Genomic DNA, 22,118 nt, shown 5'->3' on the forward strand with positions numbered 1-22,118 from the left:
GGGGCTGCACAAAAGTTCAGTGCGAGCCTGTCCTGTGTCGTGGTGCTCTCCGCCCCACCCTGTCCGCGCTGATCTTACGGATCGACCATATATCCGCCCTTGGTGGTCATGCGAACCACCCAGGAGGTTGTATGCCCCTCCTCCGGCGAGCAATGGACATTTCACGCCCGCTCGTCTGCTCACCGGGGCCCCGCAACCGTGGGGAACATCCCGGGTTAGGATGGACGTCCCCGGGCCATGGACTCTCCGCCGATGAACGAACCCCCTCAGTTTCCCCGTCTCCTCGGACGCTACGAGCTCGTGCACCTGCTCGGCCAGGGCGGCATGGGTGAGGTCTACCTCGCCAAGATTTCCGGCGCCGCGGGCTTCGAGAAGCCCTGCATCGTCAAGACAATCCTCCCGGCGCTGCTCAGGGACGCGCAGTTCCTCGACCGCTTCCACCACGAGGCCAAGGTGCTCGTGCACCTCGTCCACTCGTCCATCGCGCAGGTGTACGACATGGGCGAGGCCGAGGGCACCTACTACATGGCCCTCGAGTACGTGGCCGGTGTGGACCTGTCCTATCTGCAAGAGCAGGCGCGCACCCAGGGCCAGCAGATCCCCGTGCCGGTGGCGCTCCTGCTCGGCCAGCGCATCGCCGAGGGACTCGGCTACGCCCACCGCAAGATGGGCCCGGACGGCATGCCGCTGGGCATCGTCCACCGCGATGTCTCGCCCCACAACGTGATGGTGTCCTACGAGGGTGAGGTCAAGGTCATCGACTTCGGCCTCGCCAAGAGCGCCGCGCGCAGCAAGTACACCCTGCCGTCCACCGTCATGGGCAAGCTGGGCTACATGTCTCCGGAGCAGGTGCGCGCCGAGGCAGTCGACCACCGCAGCGACATCTACTCCTGTGGCGTCGTGGTGTGGGAACTGCTCGCGGGCCGGCCTCTCATCGCCCATGGCACCGTGGGCGAGATGATGGCCGCCATGTCCAATCCCTCGGCGCCCGCGCTGCACGAGCTGCGCCCGGACGTGGACCCGGCACTGGATGCGGTGGTGCGCCGCGCGCTCGCTCCCGCTCCCGCGGACCGCTACGCCCGCGCCGACGACTTCGCCCGCGCCCTCAATGAACAGTTCCTGCGCACCTCCTCCAGCCTCGGCGCCGAGGAGGTGGGCAACTTCGTGCGCTCGCTCTGCCCGGAGGCCTTCGCCTCGCAGCGCAAGCTCATCTCCCGTCTCACCTCCAGCACGGGGCTGCGCCGCACGCCCCAGCCCGGTGGCACCCTGGTGCCCATGCACACGGGCCGCCACTCGCCGCTGCCCCCAGGGGTGACTCCTCTGCCTCCGGGGGTGACCCCCCTGGGCTCCGGCTTCGAGCCCACCGCGCAGCACCCGAGAAGCGACCCCGGCACGGGCTTCGAGCCCACCATGGTGCGCTCGCCCAGCAGCACCGCCACGCCCGCTGTCGGTGGGGTGCCCGTGCCAGCGGGGACCCAGCAGATGGAGCGTCCCGACTCCGGGCCGGGCCGCAAGGGGTGGACGGCGGCGATTGCCCTCGGCGCGCTGGGGTTGATTGGTGCCACGGCGGGGGTGACCTCGTTCCTGATGTCGCGCCATCCCGAGCCGCCACCCCCGTGGGTTGCCGAGGACGGACGGCCTCTGCCTCCGCCGCCGCGCGACAGGCCGCCGCATCATCCTCCAGGCATGGAAGACCCCGGCCCGGGCCCGGAGGGGCGGCCTCCGCGCGGTGGACCTGAAGGCGGGCCTCCTCCGGGTGGGATTGAGGGCAGGCCTCCTCCTCCCGGTGGATCCGAAGGCGGGCCTCCTCCCGGTGGGCCAGAGGCCATGGCGCCCCCTCCTTCCGAGTCAGGCACGGCCCCGGTGGACTCCGCTTCCGCCGAACCGACGGCCGTGGCCGAGGTGGCTCCGTCCGCGAAGCAGACCGGATCGCGTCCGCGCACCACGCCCAAGCTCGTTCCCGCCGTCAACGTGGCGGTGTTGATGCCTCCCAATAAAGGTACGTACTACGTCGTTCCTCGTGGGCGCTCGGCCGGGCTCACCCAGGGAATGGTGCTCCAGGTGGTGGCGGCGCCAGTGAAGAATGGCAAGGCGAAGCTGCTCGGCGAAGCGACAGTGGTGGAGGTGTATGCGCGTAAATCGGCAGTGGACCTGGATGCTCGCGCGCGCAACGCTGGAGACGTCGAGCGCTTCCTGGTGCTTCCTTCCTCCGCCGGGGCGGAGCAGGAGGAGGAGTCCAGCGCCCAGGCCGCTACGCCACCCGCCGCCACGCCGTCCGCCGAGGCCGCCGCGAAACCTCCCGAGCCGCGTGAGTTGAGCGGGCGCATCCTCGTCAAGAGCCTCGGCCCCTTCCTTCAGAAGATCGAGCTCACCAACACGGACACCATCCTCTGGAGCGGCTGCATCCTCGTCGCCCGGGGACGGGACGTGTACAAGCTGGGCGGCATGGCTCCTGGCGGCATTCGGGAGATTCCGCTGAGTGGCTTCCAGAAGGGCGGACGGGACGTACCCTTCGTGGGCAAGAACCGGCTCGGGCTCTTCTGCGCCGAGGGCCAGAAGGAGTTCCCCGCGAAGCTGTGAGCTCCCGGCGGCCGAGCCTCAGAAGCTTCCGGTGAGCTGCAGCGAGAAGGTGCGCCCGTACTGGGGTACGGGAGCGGCAGCGCGCTCCTCTCCGAGCGGCAGGAAGTACTGGGTGTCGAGCAGGTTCTGCACGCCGGCGAAGTAGCGCAGGTTCAGGAATTCGCCGGAGAGTCCCACGCTGATCAACAGGGCCTCGCCGTTGCGCGGGCCTTCCTTCGCACTGCCGCGGGCGCTCTGGTAGGTGGCCTGGGTGGCCAGGCGCACCTCGCCGTTGCCCAGGGGCAGCATCAGCCGTCCGGAGGCCAGGTGCGCGGGGGTGGCGGCGGCCACGTCCTCCGCGGCGTTGCGGAGGGTGACGAAGGAGTAGCTCAGATCCACCAGCAGGTAGCGCCCCGGCTGCCAGTGCACGCCGGCCTCGGCGCCCCAGGCGAGCGTCTCACCGGGCCGGTTGGCGAAGGTGATGCACTGCACGGTGCCGGGCACGCTGCCGCACCGGGGTGGCCCGCTCTGTGTCTCCAGCACCACCAGGTTGGAGATGCGGTTGTGATAGCCGGCCACGGTGAGGCGCAGATCGTCCGTCAGGTTGTGCGAGTGCTCCAGCTCCAGGGTGGAGATGCTCTCCGGCTCCAGCCTGCGGGCGGCCACCTGGGTGAGGCCGTTGTCGTTGTAGTCGAGCTCGTAGACGTTGGGCGCTCGGAAGGCGAAGCCGGCCACCAGCTTGGTGAGGCCCTGGTCATAGGGGCGGCCGATGAGGGCCAGCCGCGGGGTGATGGGGGCGATTGGCAGGTCGAAGTACTTGTCCAGGCGCAGGCCCGCCGAGAGGCTCAGCCGCGGATGCGGGCGCCACTCGTCCAGCAGATAGGCGGAGAAGAGCGTGCGCCGCTCGCTGTTCAGGGGGCGCATCCCCTCGGGGCCGAGGCTCTCCTGATCCACGCGCAGCTGGCCCTGTCCCTCCAGGCCCACGGTGAGGCGGTGGGTGGGGGTGAAGTTGAAGAGGAAGCGGGCCTCGACGGAGAGCCAGTCGGCGCGGCCGGAGTCGGTATCGCGCCGGAGGCCGCCGCCCGGCTGCGAGTACATCCAGTAGCCCCGGTAGCGGCTGGCGTCATAGGCGCCGCGCAGCGACAGGCTCAGCCGCTCGTCCAGGGTCTTCTCGTAGCGCAGCTCGGCGAAGCCGCGGAGGTCCTCCACGCGAGTGCCCTCGGCGCCCAGCACCGTGCCGAAGGGCCCGGTGGGGACCTGCTTCTCCCGTGCGTGGAACGAGGCCTGCAGCGACAGGCCGCCGGAGCGGGCCCGCAGCGAGATGCTGGCGGCGCGCTCTCCGTCCATCCCGTCCACCACCGGCAGGCCGTCCCCCATCCGGGTCGTCTCCGCGCCCTGCGTGTTCACCCCCGCCACCGACAGCAGCACCGAGTTGCGTCCCTCGTCCCACGCCGCCGTGCCCCGCAACCGCGTGGTGCCCAGTGACTCCACCGCGGCCGTGGTCTCCACCCTCCGCCCCGGTCCCAGCGAGTCGCGCGGCACCACGTTGATGACGGCGAAGAAGGCTCCCGTACCGTAGAGGGCGCTGCCTGGGCCTCGCACCACTTCGATGCGGTCCACCTCCCCCAGGTCCACCGACAGGTCCCTCGCCGAGTAGCCCTGGCCGGCCCACACATCATTCATGGAGTGGCCGTCCCAGAGGATGAGGATGCGGGTGTTGAGGTCTCCCGGGGGCGCGAAGCCTCTCACGCCCAGGTACGTATACGAACGATCGTTCGAAATGAAGAAGCCGCGCACGCCGGCCAGGGCGTCGGCCAGCGTGGTGTAGCCGAAGGCGCGCAGCTCCTCCTGGGTGATGACGGTGATGGAGGCGGGGGCCTCGTCCACGGAGAGCAGGTTCTTGGAGGCGGCGCGCACCTGGGGCGGCTCGTAGCGCAGCTCGGCGTGGAACTTCGTCTCCTGCGCGGCCACCACCGTCACCTGCTGGATGATGGGGCGCACGTCCTTGCTCTCCACCTCCAGGGTGTGCTCGCCCTCGGTGAGGGTGAGGACGGTGGGGGTGAAGCCGGCGGGGTGGCCGTCCACGCGCACCGAGGCGTTGTCGCGATTGGCGGTGACGATGATGCGTCCGGTGGGTTGCTCCTGCGGGCGCAGCGTCACCTCGAGCGGGACGCTGGTGTCGGCGGGCACGTCCACCAGCACCTGGGACGCGATGTGGCCGGGTGCGCGCACGTAGAGCACGTGACGGCCGGGGATGAAGCGCAGGGTGCTGGGCACCCGTCCCAGCACGGGGCCCTCGGGGGTCTCGGACACCTCCGCACCCTCGGGCGTGCCGGCGAGCTTCACCTCGCCGGTGATGAGCTCCAGCTTGAACTCCTGCACCATGGAGCTGCCCCGCACCAGCTGGATGGACTCCTCCGCGGGGCGGTAGCCCTCCTTGCGCACCATCACCTTGTGGCTCCCGGGTGGCAGCGCGAGCGTCTGGGGGGAGCGCCCCCGCGCGCCCAGGTCCTCGCGGTCCACGAGCACCTCGGCCCCCGCTGGCTCGCTGGTGACGCGCACCAGGGCCACCTTGGGGCGCAGCCGCTCCAGGGAGCGGTGCACCTCGGCCGCGTCCTCGCTGGAGAGATCCTGCTGGCTGAGGTCGTTGTAGTAGCGGTAGGCCTCGTTGTAGCGGGTGAGGGCCTCGTAGCAGCGGGCGATGTTGAAGAGGACGTTGCGGTTGGGGACGAGCCGGTAGCTGGCGAAGTAGGAGCGCAGGGCTTCGATGTACTGGCGCCGGGCGTACGCCTCGTTGCCCAGCTCGAAGGCCACGTCCGCCTCGTCCGCGGAGTTGTTGGCCAGCGCGGCAGCGGGCACGAGCAGCAGCGACAGGACGAGAGAGCCGAGACGGAGCGCGCGCATGGGGACTCCCCATTCTCCCATGGAGGAGTGGAAAGTCACCGGGCCAGGGCGGCCGCCAGGGCCCGGGCCGAGGCCTCCAGCTCGGCCTCCGGACGCCAGTCCCCGGGCGCCGCGTCAAAGGCTCCTCGGCCCCACAGCCGCTGGGGTGTGTCCCGGTAGCGCGGCACCAGGTGCAGGTGGAAGTGACGCAGCACGTCGCCGATGGCGAAGGCGTAGGCGTGTTCGGCGCCGAGCACCTCGCGCTGTGCCCTCATCACCCGTGCGGCGAGCGGTCCCAGCTCCCGCGCCGCCTCGTCGTCGAGATCATACAGGGCCCGCGCATGCCTCGTGCTGGTGAGCACCACCCAGCCGGGCAGGGGGCTCGGCGAGGCCACTCCATGCACCACGAGGCCCGCCGAGCGGGCGAGCACTCCTCCCACCGGCCGGGTGGCGCCGCTCACGAAGGCGCAGCCCAGGCAGGGGTTGTTCACGTCCACGTTGCTCATGGCACGCCACGCTACCAGCGCGGCCCGAGACCGGGCATTCTTGACGCAGACGGGCCGGGTCGGAGAGTGTCGTGAGGCCGCCACGCGCGGGTGACACTCCAAGCATTCCTTTCAAGGTGGGAAGATGAAGAAACATTGGGCAGTCGTGCTGCCGCTCCTGGTCGTCGGGTGCTCGGGCCCGCAGGATGCGAATGGGGACGGCATCGTCGACGGCGTCCGCGAGCCGGACTCCGTGTCGGTGGTGGCTCCGGCCAACCCCAAGGGGACGGTCTCCGGTCAGGTGCTCAACACCCGGATGGAGCCGCTCGCCGACGCCTCGGTGGTGCTCACCATCGGGAGCGCGACGACGGACAAGCCGTTCACGACCAAGACGGACGCCGCGGGCAACTTCATGCTCACCAACGTGCCGGCCGGCGCCGAGGTCCTGGTGACCGTCAGCAAGGAGGGCTACGCCACGCTGCGCGCCTCCGCGACGGTGCCCTCCAGCGCGGGCAACATCCCCATCAACAACGGCAACGCCAACATCGGCGCCCTCGCGCTCGCCGAGACGAAGAGCACCGTGCGCTTCTCGCTCGTCACGCCGTCGGGCCAGCCCGCCTCGGGCGCCCAGGCGTACCTCGAGGCCGTCCCCGCCGGCACCATCGCCTTCAATGGCGGCACGGCCAAGGCGGTGAGCTCGGTGGTGGTGTCGGCCAAGGCGGATGACCTGGGCGTCGTCACCTTTAACAACGTGCCCGCTCCGGCGGAGCTGGCGCGCATCGGCGGCGTGGGCGATGACTCGGGCGGCTACCGCCTCTGGGTGGACCCCGTCGACGTGAACGACGACGGCATCTTCGATGCCGCCGGCTATGCCAACAAGTTCGACGCCTCGAGCCTGCTGCAGTACGGCGGCTCCCAGCTCGTCCGCCTGCTCGCCCCGCGCAACGACGGCGGGGAGGCCTCCTCGGCCTTTGATCTGGTGGCCACCAACGTTCCCAGCCTCAACTATGTGAAGTACCCGGATGGGGATCCGCGCAAGGCCCAGGCGGAGCTCCAGAAGAAGCCCATGCGTAACCTCGTCCGGCCCGGTCAGCCCGTCTACCTCGGCTTCAGCCACCCCGTGGCGAGGGACTCCGTGCTGGCCATCGTGACGGACGAGTTCGGCAAGGAGCCGCTCTCGCTCGTCGTGACGCCGAGCGCCACGGGAGATGTCTACACGCTGGCGGCCTCGTCGCTGCGCGAGGGCCAGGAGTACAACGTCATCCTGCGCGCCACCTCGGCGTATGACGGCACCGTGAAGACCTGGAAGGGCTATTTCGTCACGGGGGACCCCAAGACCCCGCGCTCCCTGCAGGTCGCCAGCGCCGTCTTCAAGGATGGCACCACCGGCACGGCGGGAACGCTGGACCCGGGGGAGTGCGTCATCCTCACATTCAACCAGCTCGTCCTCCCCAGCACGGTGCAGCTCGACGTCGTCATCTCCACGGCGGAGGCCAGCCCGCCCTCCTTCAAGATGGTGCCGGCGCCTCCCCCCTCGGCCCATGTCTGCCTCGCGGAGACGTCCACGAAGTACCCGATCGACTCCACGGACTTCAACGACGCCACCACCCGCTTCGTCTTCACCTACGGCTCCAGCGGCTCGCCGTTGACCCCCATCAACCTCAACACCACCACCGCCAAGGTGAAGGTGGACTTCTCCCGGTTCCAGACCTCGGAGCCGAAGGATTATTACGAGACGTCCTGGGGCTCGCCCGTGAGCGCGGGGACGATCATCGAGGCGCCGCTCTCCCGGTAGTCCGCGGTCAGGCCTCCGGGCGGCACTGCGGCGCCCGGAGGTCCCAAGTCATCATCGCTGTGAGTGGAGTGTCCGGGCCCTGACACGTTTCGAGGGCCCGGGGCCCTCCGGACCCTGGCCTGCACGAGCACATCCAGAGGTGCGTGCATAGCATGGTGCGGCGTTCCCACCTTGTACGAGGGCCCCGCGCCATGACTGTACCATTCACGCAAACCCTCGAAACCAGGACGAATGATGTCGCCGAGCCGGCGGACGCGCCCGATCGCAAGCGGGTGCTCGTGGTCGACGACTTCGATGACGCCCGCGAGATGTACGCGGAGTACCTCGAATTTGTCGGGTTTCAGGTAGAAGTGGCTCGCAATGGGGTCGAGGCCGTGGAGAAGGCCCAGGGGGCCCCACCGGACATCATCCTGATGGACCTGTCCCTGCCGGTGATGGATGGCTGGGAGGCCACCCGGCGGCTGAAGCAGGACCACCGCACCCGCGACATTCCCGTGATGGCGCTCAGTGGCCACGTGCTGGCGGGCAACGCCGAACAGGCGAGGCAGGCCGGCGCGGACGAGTTCGTCGCCAAGCCGTGTCTGCCGCAGGACCTGGAAGACCGCATCCGCCGGATGCTCAAGCCGAGCAAGCCGAAGAACAGGCCCTAGTCCGTCTGTCCGCCCCCCCCTCATCTCGTCTCCGTAGGCACGAACCGTGGGCTCTCCGCCTGCCTCTCGGTCCAACGTCGACGGGTGGACTCCACCCGAGGCGTTCGACGAATACCGCCTGGTGCGACTCATTGGCCGAGGGGCCACGGGACGCGTGTACCTGGCGCATGACACGCTGCTCGACAGGCCGGTGGCGGTGAAGTTCGTACGAGCGCTCGGCACCGGCGCGCTCACCCGCTTCCTCGTGGAGGCCCGCGCCGCGGCGCGCGTCCAGCACCCCCATGTCGTCACCCTCTACCGGGTGGGGCAGCTGGAGAACCACCCCTATCTCATCTCCGAGTTCGTCCGCGGCACCTCGCTGGATGGGTTGCCCCGGCCCATGCCCTGGGAGCGCGTGCTGGCGCTCGGCAGGGACCTGGCGCGGGGACTGGGAGCCGCGCACCGGCGCGGGGTGCTGCACCGCGACATCAAGCCGGGCAACGCGCTCCTCACCGAGACGGGTGAGGTGAAGCTGCTGGACTTCGGGCTGGCCAAGCTGATGGAGCCGGGCTCTCCCTTCCTGGACGTGCCCGCGCCCCGGGTGGCCGGGGAGGGCCCACCCTCGCTCTCGGAGTTGGACCCGGAGGCCGTGGCGGGCTCGCTCGACGGGGTGGAGCTGCCGTCGCTGCCGGAGGGCATGCTGGTGGGCACGCCCTATTACATGTCCCCCGAGGCCTGGGCGGGCGAGGAGCACACGGCCCGCAGCGACGTGTACTCGCTGGGGCTGGTGCTCTACGAGCTGTGCGCGGGCAGGGGACCCTTCCGGCACGTGCCCCTGCGGGAGCTCCCGAGGGTGATGTCCTCCGAGGACGCACGGCCCCTGGCCGAGGCCGCTCCGGGAGTGGACGCGGACTTCGCGGCCGTGGTGGACCGGTGCCTGCGCCGGGCTCCCGAGGAGCGCTTCGCCTCCGCCGTGCCGCTGCTGGACGCGCTGGAGCAGCTCTCCCGGGACGAGTGGGTGGGCACCGTGCCCGAGGGCAATCCCTACCGCGGGCTCCAGGCCTTCGAGGCCGAGCACCGTGCCCTCTTCTTCGGCCGGCGGCGGGAGCAGCGCGAGGTGCTGGAGCGGCTGCGCGCCGAGCCCTTCCTGCTCATCGCCGGGGACTCCGGCGTGGGCAAGTCCTCACTGTGCCTGGCCGGGGTGCTGCCCCAGCTCGCGGACGGCGCGCTGGAGGATGGGCGGCGCTGGCGCGGGGTGCGGCTGATTCCGGGCCGGCGTCCCGCCACCGCGCTCGCCGCCGCGCTGGCCCCCGTGCTGGGTGCGGACGAGGAGGGACTCCTGGCCTCCTTGCGCGCGGACCCCACGGGACTGGCGCGCCGGTTGCGAGCCCACCTGGGCATGGACGAGGGGCTCGCCGTCTACGTGGACCAGCTGGAGGAACTGGTGACGCTCGCGGGCGACGCGGAGGCCGCGCAGGCGGGGCTCGCGCTCGGGAGCCTCGCCGAGGGCGTGTCCGGCGTGCGCCTGCTGGCCACGTGCCGCAGTGACTTCCTCACCCGGCTGACGGCGGTGGCGGGACTGGGCTCGGCGGTGCCCGGGGCGCTCTACCTGCTGCGGGCGCTCGGCCCGGAGGAGATTCGCGAGGCGGTGGTGGGTCCGGCGCGGATGAAGGGCGTGCGCTTCGAGTCCGAGTCCCTGGTGGAGACGCTGGTGGGCTCGGCCTCCGGGGGCGGGTTGCCGCTGCTGCAGTTCGCGCTCGCCGAGTTGTGGGAGGCTCGCGACGGCGCCACGGGCGTCATCACCCAGGCCGCGCTGGATGGGCTGGGCGGAGTGGCGGGCGCGCTGGCCAGACACGCGGACGCGGCCGTGGCGCGCCTGTTGCCGGACCAGCGGACCGCGGCGCGCGGAGTCCTGCTGCGCCTCATCACCGCGGACGGCACCCGGGCGCGCAAGACGGACCGGGAGCTGGTGGGAGATGACCCGCGTCACCGCGCGGTGCTGGAGGCCCTGGTGCGCGCGCGTCTGCTGGTGGCGCGGGAGGTGGAAGGAAGCACCTCCTACGAAGTGGCCCACGAGGCGCTGCTGAGTGGTTGGGGAACCCTGGCCCGCTGGTTGGCCGAGGCCGCCGAGCGGCGGGACGTCCAGGCCCGGCTGGAGGCCGACTCCGCGCACTGGGAGCGCGTGGGGCATGTGAGGGATCTGCTCTGGAGCTCCCGGCTGTTGGCGGAGGCGGCACTGCTCGAGCCCGCGGAGCTCACCCGCCGCGAGCTGGCCTTCCTGGAGGCCTCGCGCCGCACCGTGGTGCGCAGCCGGCGCATGCGGAGGGCCCTCGCCGCGGGCTTCGTGCTCTCGCTGGGGCTCGTCTACGCGGGGCTGCGGCTGCACGAGGAGGCGCAGCGGGACACGGTGGTGCGCGGCTGGTTGTCCGAGGCCGCCACTGCGATGGATGGGGTGCGGCGGGAGCACGCGGCCTTCGCCTCGGCACGCGAGGATGCCTTCGGGCACTACGATGCTGGCCGCAAGGAGGCGGGTGACACCGCGTGGACGCGCACCGTCACGGCGGAGACCGTGCTGCACCGCCGCCTGGACGAAGCGGGAGACTCCCTGGAGCACGCGCTGGTGTTGGACCCCACGCGCGAGGATGTGCGCGACGCCCTGGCCGACTTCCTCCTCGAGCGCGCCCTGCACGCCGAGCAGACGCTGGAGTCCCATGAGCTGCCGGCACTGCTGCAGCGGTTGCGGCTGTATGACTCGTCGGGGGAGCGCTGGCGCCGTTGGACCTCGCCCGCACTCTTGACGCTCGACGTCTCCGTGCCCGGTGCGACGTTGGAGCTGCGGCCGGTCTCCAGGGACGTGGACGGCCACGAGCTCCTCGGTGCACCGATGCCCATCGGGCCGGGGCCGTGGGTGGACCTGACCGTGGCACCGGAAGACTGGCGGATGACGGTACGGGCTCCGGGCCACGAGCCCGCGTTCGTTCCGCTGCGCCTCGCGCGAGGGGAGCGCAGACACCTGGCCCTGCCGCTGCTGCGCGAGGGCGAGCTCCCCTCGGGCTTCGCCTATGTCCCACCGGGACGGGTGCTCTTCGGCAGTGCGGCGGATGCGAGCGTGCGCGGCTTCTTCAACGCCGTGCCGCTGCACCCGAAGGAGACGGTGGGCTTCCTCATCTCCCGCCGCGAGACGACCTTTTCGGAGTGGCTGGCCTTCGTGGAGTCGCTGCCCGCGGCGGAGCGTACGCGTCGTCTGCCACGCACGAGTACGACCTACCACGGCATGCTCCGGCTGGAGCGGGAGCGGGGCACCTGGACGCTGCGCTTCCAGCCGGGCGGAGTGCCCTATACCGTCCGCGCCGGGGAACGGCTGCGCTACGCGAAGCGCGACCGCCGCACCTCGCAGGACTGGATGCGCTTTCCCGTCACCGGTGTTTCGTTCGAAGACGCGGAGGCCTACGCGGCGTGGCTGCACCGGACGGGACGGGTGCCGGGCGCGAGGCTGTGCACGGAGCTGGAGTGGGAGCGCGCCGCGCGGGGCGAGGATGGCCGCGAGTTCCCCCACGGAGACGTGCTCGCTCCGGACGATGCCAACATCGACCTCACCTATGGCAAGGAGCCCGGGGGCTTCGGCCCGGACGAGGTGGGGGCGCACCCCGTGTCCCGCAGCCCCTTCGGCGTGGACGACCTGGCGGGCAATGCCTGGGAATGGACGTACTCGTCGGTGGAGCCCGGTCGCGTGGTGGCGCGTGGTGGCGCCTACTACTTCGCCGCCGCGTCGGCGCGCCTGGCCAACCGCGAGCTGCCCGAGCGGACCCTCCGTGACATCACCGTGGGCATCCGCCTGTGCGCGGACCTGCCCTCCCGTACGATGCCCACTGGGGAGTGACTCCACGGGACACCCTGGGGGGTGATGGCCGTGGACGTTGCAAGTGCCTGGGTACGACATGTCTGGCTTGCCCGTGGGATGGCCACTGCACACCGTCGCGTGTGACGGGGACGGAGTGCAGGAGGGGTGGCGATGCGAGCGAGCGGGTGGTGCCGGGTTGTCGTGGCGGCCGTGGGCGTGGTGGCGTGTGGGGGCGAGGCGCCGGTGTCGCCGGATGAGCACCTCGGGCAGGCCGGGTCGGAGCTGGGCGTGCGCAACGGCTCGAACCTGAACGGGTCCAACCTCAATGGCTCGAACCTGAATGGGGATGAGCTCAACGGGAAGGGGCTTGCCCGGATGCTGGTGTCGGTGGACTACGCGGGGGCGTGGTTCGAGCGGCGGGACACCCGCTGGGACGGGAACGGCCGCGGGTTCGAGTGGCGTGAGGACAGGCTCGACGTGGTGTGGCTGGAGGGCTCGGTCTTTCACGGCCGGTCCCGTGGGCAATTCCTCTCCGGACTGGACTTCGTGCACGCGCGGTTCCAGGGCAACCTGGACGATGGCGGCCGGGTGGAGCTGCGCGTGAATGCCATTGCGCCGGGCTGGGGGACGAACCGGGACGTGTGGACGTACCGGGTCTCCTACCTCGAGCCGGCGGATGGCCGGTGGTACCCCATCTGCCGGGACGCGGACGGGAAGCCCGCGAATGCCATCGCCGTGGCGGGGCGCTGGGACTACCGGCAGGGGCTGCCTGGCCAGGGTGGTGCGAAGTACGAAGACCCGAGCACCTTCACCTTCGCGTGCGAGGGAGCGGCCATCGCGAAGTGCATCCGCTTCGGTTACAAGCCGTGGGCGAGCGTCAACGGCGTGAGCCTGGCGGCGCACCATCAGGCGTGCACGCGCCTCATCCGCGCGGACTACTGCGGCGATGGCACCTCGCACACGGTGAACGGGCAGTGGGTGAACCTGTACGACGCGGCGGGAGTGCAGCAGGACACGGAGAGCTGGGCGGTGGAAGCGGAGTGGGACACCGAGGGCGCGCGCTGCTTCACGGACCACAACCGGGCCCACGCGCCGGTGTCGTGCCCGGGCGCGCCGAAGAAGACGCGGTGCGGGACGCCGGAGTCCTTCTCCGCCGGCACGTTGCTCCAGAGCGAGACGCCGTAGCCCTCGGCCCGGGCGGGTTCCTGGTACGCAAGCCCTTCGGTCCGCCGCCACTCGCGGACGGAGCGGCACTCCTCCGGTTGCGCGAGGCCACAGGAGGGCGTATCGGAGCCCCTCCAGCCTGAGCGGAGGAGCGTCGAGCATGTACCGCGCGGACACGGTCGTTGGTCTCATCGAGCACGGGCGCGAGGGGGACCTCGCGATTGGAGCACCGGGGCGGCCCGGGCTGACCCACGGAGGGCTGCGGGAACTCGCCCGGCGCACCGTGGCGGCGCTCAATGCCATGGGCATCGGGCGAGGGGACCGGGTGGCCCTGGTGCTGCCCAACGGGCCGGAGATGGCGACGGCCTTCGTCACCGTCGCCTGTGGCGCCACCACCGCGCCGCTCAATCCGGCCTACCGCGCGGAGGAGTTCGACTTCTACCTGTCGGACCTCAATGCCCGGGCGCTCGTCATCCTCGAGGGGCTGGAGAGCCCGGCGCGCGCCGCCGCCGCCGCGCGAGGCATTCCGGTCATCGAGCTGGTCCCCGACACGAGTGGGCCCGCCGGCCTCTTCACGTTGAGACCGGAGCGACCGCTCTCCGGAACTCCGGCGCGGGCGGGCTTCGCCGGGGCCGAGGACGTGGCGCTCGTGCTCCACACCTCCGGGACGACCGCGCGGCCGAAGATTGTCCCCCTGCGCCACATCAACGTCACGGCCTCTGCCTTCCACATCGGCCAGACGCTGGCGCTGGGGCGAGAGGACGTCTGCCTCAACATCATGCCGCTCTTCCACATCCACGGCCTCATCGCGGCGGTGCTGTCGAGCCTCGCGGCGGGAGGTTCGGTGGTCTGCACGCCGGGCTTCAACGCACTCAAGTTCTTCTCCTGGTTCGAGGAGGCGCGGCCGAGTTGGTACACGGCGGTGCCCACGATGCACCAGGCGATCCTCGGGCGGGCCGGCCGTAACATCGACGTCATCAAGGCCGGGCGGCTGCGCCTCATCCGTTCGTCCTCCGCGTCGCTGCCGCCGCAGGTGATGCAGGAGCTCGAGCAGGCGTTCGGCGTGCCGGTCCTCGAGAGCTACGGGATGACCGAGGCGTCGCACCAGATGGCCTCGAACCCGCTGCCGCCTCGGCCGCACTACGCGGGCTCGGTGGGCATCGCCGCGGGACCGGAGGTCGCCATCATGGACGAGGCCGGCAACCTGCTGCCCGCGGGCTCACTCGGAGAGGTCGTCATCCGGGGCCGCAACGTCATGGCCGGTTACGAGAACAACCCCGAGGCCAATGCCAAGGCCTTCTCCCAGGGCTGGTTCCGCACGGGTGACCAGGGCGTGCTCGACGAGGCCGGGTATCTGCGGCTCACCGGTCGGCTCAAGGAGATCATCAACCGGGGAGGCGAGAAGATCAGCCCGTTGGAGATCGACACGGTGCTGATGGACCACCCGGCGGTGCAGCAGGTGGTGACGTTCGCCATGCCGCACCCGAAGCTGGGCGAGGAGGTCGCGGCCGCCGTGGTGCTGCGCGAGGGCGCGAGCGCCGGGGAGCGGGAGCTCCAGGACTTCGTCTCGGCGCGCCTGGCGGACTTCAAGGTGCCTCGGAAGATCGTGTTCCTGCCGGAGATTCCCAAGGGAGCGACCGGCAAGTTGCAGCGCATCGGACTCGCGGCGCGCCTGGGGCTCACGTCATGAAGATCGCCATCTTCGGCGCGGGGGCGATCGGCGGGTTCCTCGGGGTCCGGCTGTTCCAGGCCGGCGCGGACGTCACCTTCATCGCTCGAGGGGCGCACCTCGTGGCGATGCGCGCGAGGGGGGTCACCCTCCGGAGCGGCGGGGAGAGCGTCACCGTCCATCCGCGCTGCACCGACAACCCGGCCGAGGCGGGGCCGCAGGACTACGTCCTCATCACGCTGAAGGCACACTCGCTGCCGGGAGCGGCGGCGCAGATGGTTCCCCTGCTGGGCCCCGAGACAGCGCTCGTGACCGGCATCAACGGCGTGCCCTACTGGTACTTCCATGGCCTGGATGGTCCCTACCGCGACCGGCGGGTGGAGAGCGTGGATCCGGGCGGGAAGCTCTGGGAGACCTTGCACCCCTCACGGGCCATCGGCGCGGTGATCTACCCGGCGGCCGAGGTGGTCGAGCCCGGTGTCATCGAGCACATGTATGGGGACCGCGTCACCCTGGGCGAGCCCGATGGCAGCAGGAGCCCCCGCGTCGAGGCGCTGTCGAAGCTAATGATTCAGGCGGGCCTGAAGGCACCCATCCGGCCGCGCATCCGCGATGAGCTCTGGGTCAAGCTCTGGGGCAACCTCGCCTTCAATCCGCTCTCGGCGCTCACGGGGGCGACGCTCGACCGGCTCGCGACACAGGGAGACCTCCGGGCGGTGGCGCGCACCATGATGCTCGAGGCCCAGGCGGTCGCCGAGTCGTTGGGCGTGCGCTTCCCGATCGACGTGGACAAGCGGATCCAGGGAGCGGCGGAGGTCGGCGCGCACAAGACCTCCATGCTGCAGGACCTGGAGCGCGGCCGGCCGATGGAGATCGACGCGCTGCTGGGCGCGGTGGTGGAGCTCGGCCAGCTCGTGGGCAAGCCCATGCCCACGTGCGAGATGGTGTTGGCGCTGGTGCGCGAGCGAGCGCGGCAGGCAGGTTGCTACCCGTCATCCGTGCCATGACGATCGGCCAGCGCTAGAGCAAGGCCGTTTGCGCCCGTCCGGTCATGCATTCGAGGTGCAGATGACTTCCACAACATGGGGTTGGGGATGGGCAATGCGCGCTGAGGCCGTGGCATACAGGTGGGCGGTGCTGTTGCTGGGAATGGCGTTGCTCACCACGGGCTGCGTCACGCTGGCTCCGCCATCCGGCGGGAGCGGCACCATGGCCGCGTTGCGAGAGACGGCGGCCGGTACGCCCCCACTCCAGACGCCCCTCTCTTTCGCTTCCACCGAGCCTGGCGAGCAGGAGCGGCTACACCGCCGACACGGCGAACGCATGCTGGCCTCGAACGTGGCTCTGGTGAGCACGACTGCCTCCCAAGGCCCGCCCTCTTGCGGAGGCCAGGCGGTGCCGGATGGCTGGCCTGATTACTCCTCGTGGTTGGATGAAGAGCTGCTCGCGCCCTTCTTCAAGTGCGCTTCGCCTGCGGAGTTCCTCGCGTTGCAGCGCCGGGTGGACATGCCCCGGCTGGTGGAGGCGTTGGACGACTGGTCCGCCGTGAGGCTCGGCGCGCTGGGACCCATGGAGGCCCCGGCCGCCGAGGTGCTCCAGCGCAAACGCTTCTCCTTCCTCGTCACCGCCACCCGGAAGTACGGGGCCTACGCCCAGGTGCTCTCCCTCTACCTCCTCGACACCGCCTTCGATGACGAGGTGCGCGAGCTGTTGGTTCTGCTGGCGAAAGACAAGCAACTGGAACAGACGCTGGGGCAGATGCGGGCCGTCCGCGAGGCGTTGGAGCAGCGGGGCTTCAAGCTCTCGGGCTACCCGGACCGGGACGAGCAACCCGGTGACGTGCTGCGGGGCCTGGGCCGCGCCGCCGACGACATGGCCTCCTCCATTCCGGTGGTGGATGGGCTTAAGGGCGGGGGAGTGCTCGCCACGCGAGCCCACCTACCACCGCCCTACCAGGAGGCCTTCGACGAGACGGAGCGGACACTCAACCGAGAGCACTTCGCTCCGGGCCACGTGGCGCTGGGCACCTTCGACTCCATGACGTTCGGAGCGCCGCTGGGCTTCTACTACCTGGTGGCGGGAACGGGCCATGGGGCGTACTCGCTGACACAGCGCCAGTACGAGCAGGCCGCACGCGAGCTGGCGCCCGCGTTGCTACTGGGAGCCCTGTACGCCGGAGACAAGGGCATGCGCGCCCTGTCCGAGGCTCGAGGTGCCCCGGGCGCCGGACTCGGAGAAGCGCGAGGGCTGGGAGTACCGGAACTGCGCCTGACAGCCCTCAAGGAGATGGTGCAGCAGTTGGAGGCACGGCTGGGCGTGGAGGGCCTGCGAGAGCTGGCCCGGGACATCCAAGCCAGCCGGGAGGCAGGCCGCTTCGTGGCTGTGGGAGGCGTGGACGCTGCCCTGGCTCTGCGCGAGGCCCGGGGCAACGTGGCCCGGGCACAAGCGATGATGTCCAAGGCCAGGTCCGGGGCCACGGGTGCCTCGGCGGGCAGGAGCGGGGCGGGGACGAGCCCCAGAGAAGTAGCCACCGTGGCGGATGACGCCGCACGTCCCACCAACAGAGCGGCCGGTGCCGCGGAGCGCCTCGGTATGGCCTCGTTGGTGGACGAGCAGGTGGGTCTCACCCAGGAGGTGGTGGAGGCCAGACTGGCGCTGGCGGAACTGGAAGCCACGGGTCCGCGCCTTCCCGCGAACGTGACGGTGCTGGAGAAGCAGCGCCCCTCGCTCGACGCTCCGCCGCTCGGAGCTGAAGTCAACCCGCGTTGGCGCGAGTACGTCGCCTACCGCGAGAAGCGCCTCGGGGAACTCAAGCAGGGCATGGCAGTCGAAGGGCCTCTGCGCTGGGCGCCCTACGAGCGGATGTGGGGGTGGTTCACCCGGGGACTGAACTTCGAGCGCCTCATGGTGAGGTTGCTACAGGCCGATGCGGAATTGCCTCGGGCACAGCGCCGCTATCTCGGGGACTTCAACAAGCCTCGCATCGAGAGGTCCGTGGGCGTGTGGAATCAGGGCACCGGCCTGCGCTTCGCGGATGTGCTCATCATCGAGGAGGGCGCGCTCTCCGGAGGGCCACCGCGTGTCGAGACATTCAGCTTCAAGAGTCGCGACCTCTCGGGGCTGGGGGAAAAAGCTTTGAAGGCACAGATGATTGAGGACGCGAGGGAAGCTCTACACAAGTACGGAGGGACGCTGGACATCCGTCGAGAGTCCCTCCATCCCCTTCTCCGCGAGAGCAGCGAGGTGCCCGTCCAGCGGGTCCGCCTCATCTATGAGCGGGGCGAGCTCAAGCCCAAGGACGTAGACGACTTGAAGGCAGCCGTGGAAGAAACCAAGAGAAAGGTTCCGGGAGTGGAGGTGCTGTTCCAATGAAGGTGCTGAAATTTTACGGTTCGAGGGACGAGGACTACCTCCGGCTGTCGTTCGACGGTGCTTTCAGTCCACAAGCGACACTAGAGAGCGAATTTGCGCCCTTTCTCCAGGCGCTTGAGGAGCACGCCGGTGAGTGGATGCCGGACGTCGTTGAAGGCAAGCGGCGACGGAAGTGCTCCCGCGCCGCCATCTGGAAGTCCCTGGAAGAGGAGCGCGACGAAGACAGCACGACCATCGGGCTCTATCGCACGAAGTGGCCCGCGTTGGACATGACGCTTGGTCTCTGGTTCCCACCCCTGCATCCCAAACTGAGAATCTCCATCAAGGTGAAGCCCCTCTCCTTCTTCGCGGAGACGCAGCGCTGCCGCCACTTCGTGGAGATGGTGCGTGCCTGGGCCTCCCGCTACCCGGTCACTCATGTCAAGGCTCACAGCATTGACGACATGATGTTGGCGGGCTCTCCCAATTTCGGCCGCGACGATGAAACCCTGTTCAGAGACGGTTTCGACAAAATCTACGAGGTTTTCTGGCTCAACGTCTTCGGCCCGAAGCTGGTGGAAACGGTCGGCCGCGAGCGCATGCTGTCTACGCCGGCTCACCGGGTGGAGGAGTTCCCCAACGGCTCCGTCCTCCTGGTGACGTGGCCCACCGTGGCGGACTTCGCCAGCGAGGAGGCGCGCCTTGCCCAGGCCCGTGCGTACGCCCACCTCCGCCCGGACCTCGACTTCGACACCGTGCTGCGCACCCTGCGCGAGCGCAGCGCCACGCTGGCCCCCGTGGAGCCCCGCTTCCATCCGGACGTGGCGCCGCTCCTCTCGCGCGTGGTGGACCGCGTCGCCAGTCACGAGCGCCAGCGAAGGATCGCCGAATTCAACGCCTGGCAGCCGCCCGAGCCCGAGGAGTGGCGCCCCGCCGACTCCGCCCTGCCCTCGGACGATGATGACCCGAAGGGGGCTCTCAAGCTTTACGACACTCTCGCCGAGCACCTCGTGGCCCTGCTGCACACGAAGGCACCCTCCGTCTTCGAGGCGACGCCCGAGTCGCTCACGGACGCCGACTTCTATTTCTGGCGCGAGGAGTTCCCGACGAGCCGCCTGCCGGAAGCCATCAATGACTACGCGGTGCCCGCCATCGGCGCGTATCTGGGCGAGGTGCTGGTGCGCAACCTGGGCGGCAAGTGGATACCGCGCAAGAATCTCATGGAGGCACAGGTGCTCGTGGGCAACCGCGTCTGGTTTCCCTTTGTCCGAGCTCAACGCTACATGCGCTCGCGACAGTCGCTGCTGGACTACTCCCTCACCCGGCTCTACCGCGTGGCCGAGCGGCACCGGGACTGATAGCCATTGGCATCTACGGAGCGCGCACCCCTCCGCCCCACAGGCTGACGGAGCGGAGGGGAGCGTGGGTTGCGGCTAATTCACCGTCAGGTCCACGCCCGTGAAGGCCGAGCTGGCGTTGAGCCGGATGTAATACGTGCCCGCGGTGGGGTTGGTGAGGGTGCACCGCTCGCTGCTGCCCGAGAGGTAGGGCCGGCAGTCGTACAGGGTGGAAGTCGGCGCCGAGCCGAACTTGACGTACAGGTCCGCGTTGCCCGTGCTGCCTCCCGCGTTCGGCGCGATGGTGACGGTCACCGTCGCACCCGCTGGCGCGCTATAGGCCCAGAGTTGCTGGGAGGCGCCGCTGGCCCCCGAGATGTTGGGGTACACATACGGACCCGCGGGCACGGTGAACGAGGCCTTGAGGGTGATGCCCGAGTAGGCGGCGAAGCCCCGCAGCACGATGTAATAGACGCCTCCGGTGACGGGCGTGGGGAAGGTGCAGGTCTCGGTGTTGCCGCCGAGGTACGGCCGGCAGTCGAACACCGTGGAGGTCGGCACCGCGCCGGATTTGACGTACAGGTCCGCGTCACCGGTGCCGCCGGACATCTCGACCTTCAGGTTGGTGGCGCCCACGGGGATGGCGATGGGGTATGCACAGCTGTCGCTCCCGGCCGCGCCGGAGAGCCCGGTGACGGGGACTCCATTGGCCAGTGCGGTGCAGAACGGCGGAGGCACGCCCACGCCCACCGCCTGCCACGCCTGGGTGACCGAGGTCTTCTCCGCGGCGGTGTAGCCGAGCGATGTGGCGGCTTGCTCGGTATAGGTCTTCGCCTGGGCGAGCGTGGTGCTGGATGTGAAGAAGGTCGTGTTGGCGTAGTAGAAGATGCGTCCCGCCTTCTCGATGCCGATGCCGGTGACGGCGATGGTGCTCTTGCCACGCGGGTGCGTCCCGCCCTTGGACAGCATCGCGAAGGCCAGGCTGCTGATGCTCCCGAGGTCGTAGATGCTGGTGGGCGGGGGGGTGGTGTAATAGTCCGCCGCGCCTCCCAGGGCCGGGTCGTCCAGGTAGCGCATCGCATCGCCCGGAGTTCCCGGCGTGTACGCGGTCTCGCCAATCATCCAGGTGGCCGGGCTCATGGCCCAGGTGCCCGTGGACCAGCTCTGACAGAACGCGGCGAAGACATCCGACAGGCTTTCGTTGAGGCCGCCGGGCTCGCCCGCGTAGGTGAGGTTGGACGTGGATTCCGTCACCGCATGGGTGAACTCATGCACGACCACGTCCACGTCGCTGCACAGCGGGCCGAATGTGGTGCCGTTGCCGTCGCCGCACACGATCACGCCCCCACTCCAGAAGGCGTTGGTGTAGCTGCTGCCGTAATGGACGGACGCCTTCAATTGCGCGCCCGCGTTGTTGTACGAGTCACGGCCGAAGACGGCCTTGTAGCAGTCGTAGAAGATGCCGAGGTTGTCGTAGGCAGTGTCCACCACCGGGTCGCCCGTGGGCGCGCCTCCCTCGCTGCGCTTCAAGGTGCCGGGAACGGTGGTGGTGTAGTTGGCCGAGTAGACGAGGCGGTTGCGCACGTTGTGGATGTCCGAGTCGCGCTGGACGGTGGAGCCATCGAGCGCGTTCAGGAAGACGTGGTCCCGCACGGGTGTCCCGAGGTGCTCGCCCGTCACCACCACCTCGTAGGCCAGCTTCAACCGCTGGTCCACGGTGGAGCGGGCGTACACGAGCCGGGGTTCGCCCTCGACACGCACGCCGCCCGGGGTGGACTCGAGCGCGGCGCGCCGGACCGCCTCGGGGGACACCTTCGCCTGACTGGGAGCGGGGACGGACTCGCCGTCGCGCGCCGAGCCGTTGGCCGCGTACACCTTGCCGGACGCATCCACGTGCAGGATGAGCTCATGGCCGAACACGGGAAGTCCGTTGCGCGTCTGCGCATAGCGGATGTGCGTGTGGCCCTGCTCGTCGCGCGTGCTCGACCGCACCACGAGGTCCGAGGCGCGCAGGCGGAACACGGGGGCGATGGCGGCCAGCGCGGTGCCGACCCGCTCATGGTCCTCGCTCGCCGCGAGCCCCTGCACGGGGCCGTTCGCCGAGGCGAGCTGGCCGCGAATCATGAAGGGGATTCCATCGTCGTGCGTGCCGAGCATCTCGGCGGACGGCAGCGCGGCGAGGGCGGAGCGGATGTCTCCGGTGGAGCCGGAATCGGTGAGGCGGGTGCTCTCGTCCTGGGTGGGGCCGGGCGTCTCCGTTCCACAGGCCGCGAGCGAGAGCGACAGACAGGCTGCGAGCAATCGACTGCGCATCAGGGCTTCCTCCACGAGCGGCGGGGCGCCGCTCCTGAAGCTCAGCATGCGGTCCTGACTACCCTGTAAGTCTAGAATTTCATTGAATTATT

12 protein-coding genes are annotated in these 22,118 nt (G+C 70.0%); 9 read left to right on the forward strand and 3 right to left on the reverse strand.

What is annotated here, in order from left to right:
• Positions 1–252 precede the first annotated feature (252 nt).
• A complete protein-coding gene (locus DAT35_RS62160) occupies positions 253–2,580 on the forward strand; it encodes a serine/threonine-protein kinase (protein ID WP_158501960.1) in 2,328 nt (775 codons plus the stop codon).
• A gap of 18 nt (positions 2,581–2,598) precedes the next feature.
• Here DAT35_RS62160 and DAT35_RS30630 read toward each other — a convergent pair whose 3' ends face one another.
• On the reverse strand, positions 2,599–5,463 hold the full coding sequence (locus DAT35_RS30630) for a TonB-dependent receptor domain-containing protein (RefSeq protein WP_108072136.1): 2,865 nt from the start codon (positions 5,461–5,463) through the stop codon (positions 2,599–2,601).
• 35 nt (positions 5,464–5,498) lie between these two features.
• On the reverse strand, positions 5,499–5,948 hold the full coding sequence (locus DAT35_RS30635) for an HIT family protein (protein ID WP_108071608.1): 450 nt from the start codon (positions 5,946–5,948) through the stop codon (positions 5,499–5,501).
• A gap of 124 nt (positions 5,949–6,072) precedes the next feature.
• Here DAT35_RS30635 and DAT35_RS30640 point away from each other — a divergent pair, with 124 nt between their 5' ends.
• The 8 genes from DAT35_RS30640 to DAT35_RS30675 all read left to right on the forward strand — a co-directional run bounded on the left by DAT35_RS30640 (position 6,073) and on the right by DAT35_RS30675 (position 19,734).
• Entirely contained in the window at positions 6,073–7,722 is a 1,650-nt protein-coding gene (locus DAT35_RS30640; RefSeq protein WP_108071610.1) for a carboxypeptidase-like regulatory domain-containing protein, read from the forward strand.
• A 191-nt stretch (positions 7,723–7,913) separates the two neighbouring features.
• Positions 7,914–8,372, forward strand: a complete 459-nt coding sequence (locus tag DAT35_RS30645; protein ID WP_108071612.1) for a response regulator — start codon at positions 7,914–7,916, stop codon at positions 8,370–8,372.
• Positions 8,373–8,418: 46 nt separating this feature from the next.
• On the forward strand, positions 8,419–12,231 hold the full coding sequence (locus DAT35_RS30650; RefSeq protein ID WP_108071614.1) for a bifunctional serine/threonine-protein kinase/formylglycine-generating enzyme family protein: 3,813 nt from the start codon (positions 8,419–8,421) through the stop codon (positions 12,229–12,231).
• A gap of 132 nt (positions 12,232–12,363) precedes the next feature.
• A complete protein-coding gene (locus DAT35_RS30655; protein WP_108071616.1) occupies positions 12,364–13,377 on the forward strand; it encodes an ADYC domain-containing protein in 1,014 nt (337 codons plus the stop codon).
• 139 nt (positions 13,378–13,516) lie between these two features.
• Positions 13,517–15,046, forward strand: a complete 1,530-nt coding sequence (locus DAT35_RS30660) for an acyl--CoA ligase (protein WP_108071618.1) — start codon at positions 13,517–13,519, stop codon at positions 15,044–15,046.
• Positions 15,043–16,032, forward strand: coding sequence for a 2-dehydropantoate 2-reductase (locus tag DAT35_RS30665; RefSeq protein ID WP_108071620.1), 990 nt, complete (start codon positions 15,043–15,045; stop codon positions 16,030–16,032). The genes DAT35_RS30660 and DAT35_RS30665 overlap by 4 nt, the downstream gene beginning before the upstream one ends.
• A gap of 94 nt (positions 16,033–16,126) precedes the next feature.
• Complete coding sequence (locus DAT35_RS30670) at positions 16,127–18,397, forward strand: hypothetical protein (protein WP_108071622.1); 2,271 nt, start codon at positions 16,127–16,129, stop codon at positions 18,395–18,397.
• Entirely contained in the window at positions 18,394–19,734 is a 1,341-nt protein-coding gene (locus tag DAT35_RS30675; protein ID WP_108071624.1) for a hypothetical protein, read from the forward strand. Before DAT35_RS30670 ends, DAT35_RS30675 begins: the two co-directional genes overlap by 4 nt.
• Before the next feature lie 75 nt (positions 19,735–19,809).
• On the opposite strand, the gene DAT35_RS30680 is transcribed toward DAT35_RS30675, so the two are convergent.
• Positions 19,810–22,026, reverse strand: coding sequence for a M4 family metallopeptidase (locus tag DAT35_RS30680; RefSeq protein ID WP_108072138.1), 2,217 nt, complete (start codon positions 22,024–22,026; stop codon positions 19,810–19,812).
• Positions 22,027–22,118: the final 92 nt, after the last annotated feature.

Origin of the sequence: Vitiosangium sp. GDMCC 1.1324, assembly GCF_003044305.1 — a bacterium.
In the GTDB taxonomy this organism is placed as follows: Bacteria; Myxococcota; Myxococcia; order Myxococcales; family Myxococcaceae; genus Archangium.

Bases quoted from the DNA above. Each gene is read 5' to 3' on its own strand.
- DAT35_RS30675 (WP_108071624.1), top strand. From the start codon at position 18,394: ATGAAGGTGCTGAAATTTTACGGTTCGAGGGACGAGGACTACCTCCGG.
- DAT35_RS30645 (WP_108071612.1), top strand. From the start codon at position 7,914: ATGACTGTACCATTCACGCAAACCCTCGAAACCAGGACGAATGATGTC.
- DAT35_RS62160 (WP_158501960.1), top strand. From the start codon at position 253: ATGAACGAACCCCCTCAGTTTCCCCGTCTCCTCGGACGCTACGAGCTC.
- DAT35_RS30660 (WP_108071618.1), top strand. From the start codon at position 13,517: ATGTACCGCGCGGACACGGTCGTTGGTCTCATCGAGCACGGGCGCGAG.
- DAT35_RS30665 (WP_108071620.1), top strand. From the start codon at position 15,043: ATGAAGATCGCCATCTTCGGCGCGGGGGCGATCGGCGGGTTCCTCGGG.
- DAT35_RS30635 (WP_108071608.1), bottom strand. From the start codon at position 5,948: ATGAGCAACGTGGACGTGAACAACCCCTGCCTGGGCTGCGCCTTCGTG.
- DAT35_RS30655 (WP_108071616.1), top strand. From the start codon at position 12,364: ATGCGAGCGAGCGGGTGGTGCCGGGTTGTCGTGGCGGCCGTGGGCGTG.
- DAT35_RS30680 (WP_108072138.1), bottom strand. From the start codon at position 22,026: ATGCGCAGTCGATTGCTCGCAGCCTGTCTGTCGCTCTCGCTCGCGGCC.
- DAT35_RS30630 (WP_108072136.1), bottom strand. From the start codon at position 5,463: ATGCGCGCGCTCCGTCTCGGCTCTCTCGTCCTGTCGCTGCTGCTCGTG.
- DAT35_RS30640 (WP_108071610.1), top strand. From the start codon at position 6,073: ATGAAGAAACATTGGGCAGTCGTGCTGCCGCTCCTGGTCGTCGGGTGC.
- DAT35_RS30670 (WP_108071622.1), top strand. From the start codon at position 16,127: ATGCGCGCTGAGGCCGTGGCATACAGGTGGGCGGTGCTGTTGCTGGGA.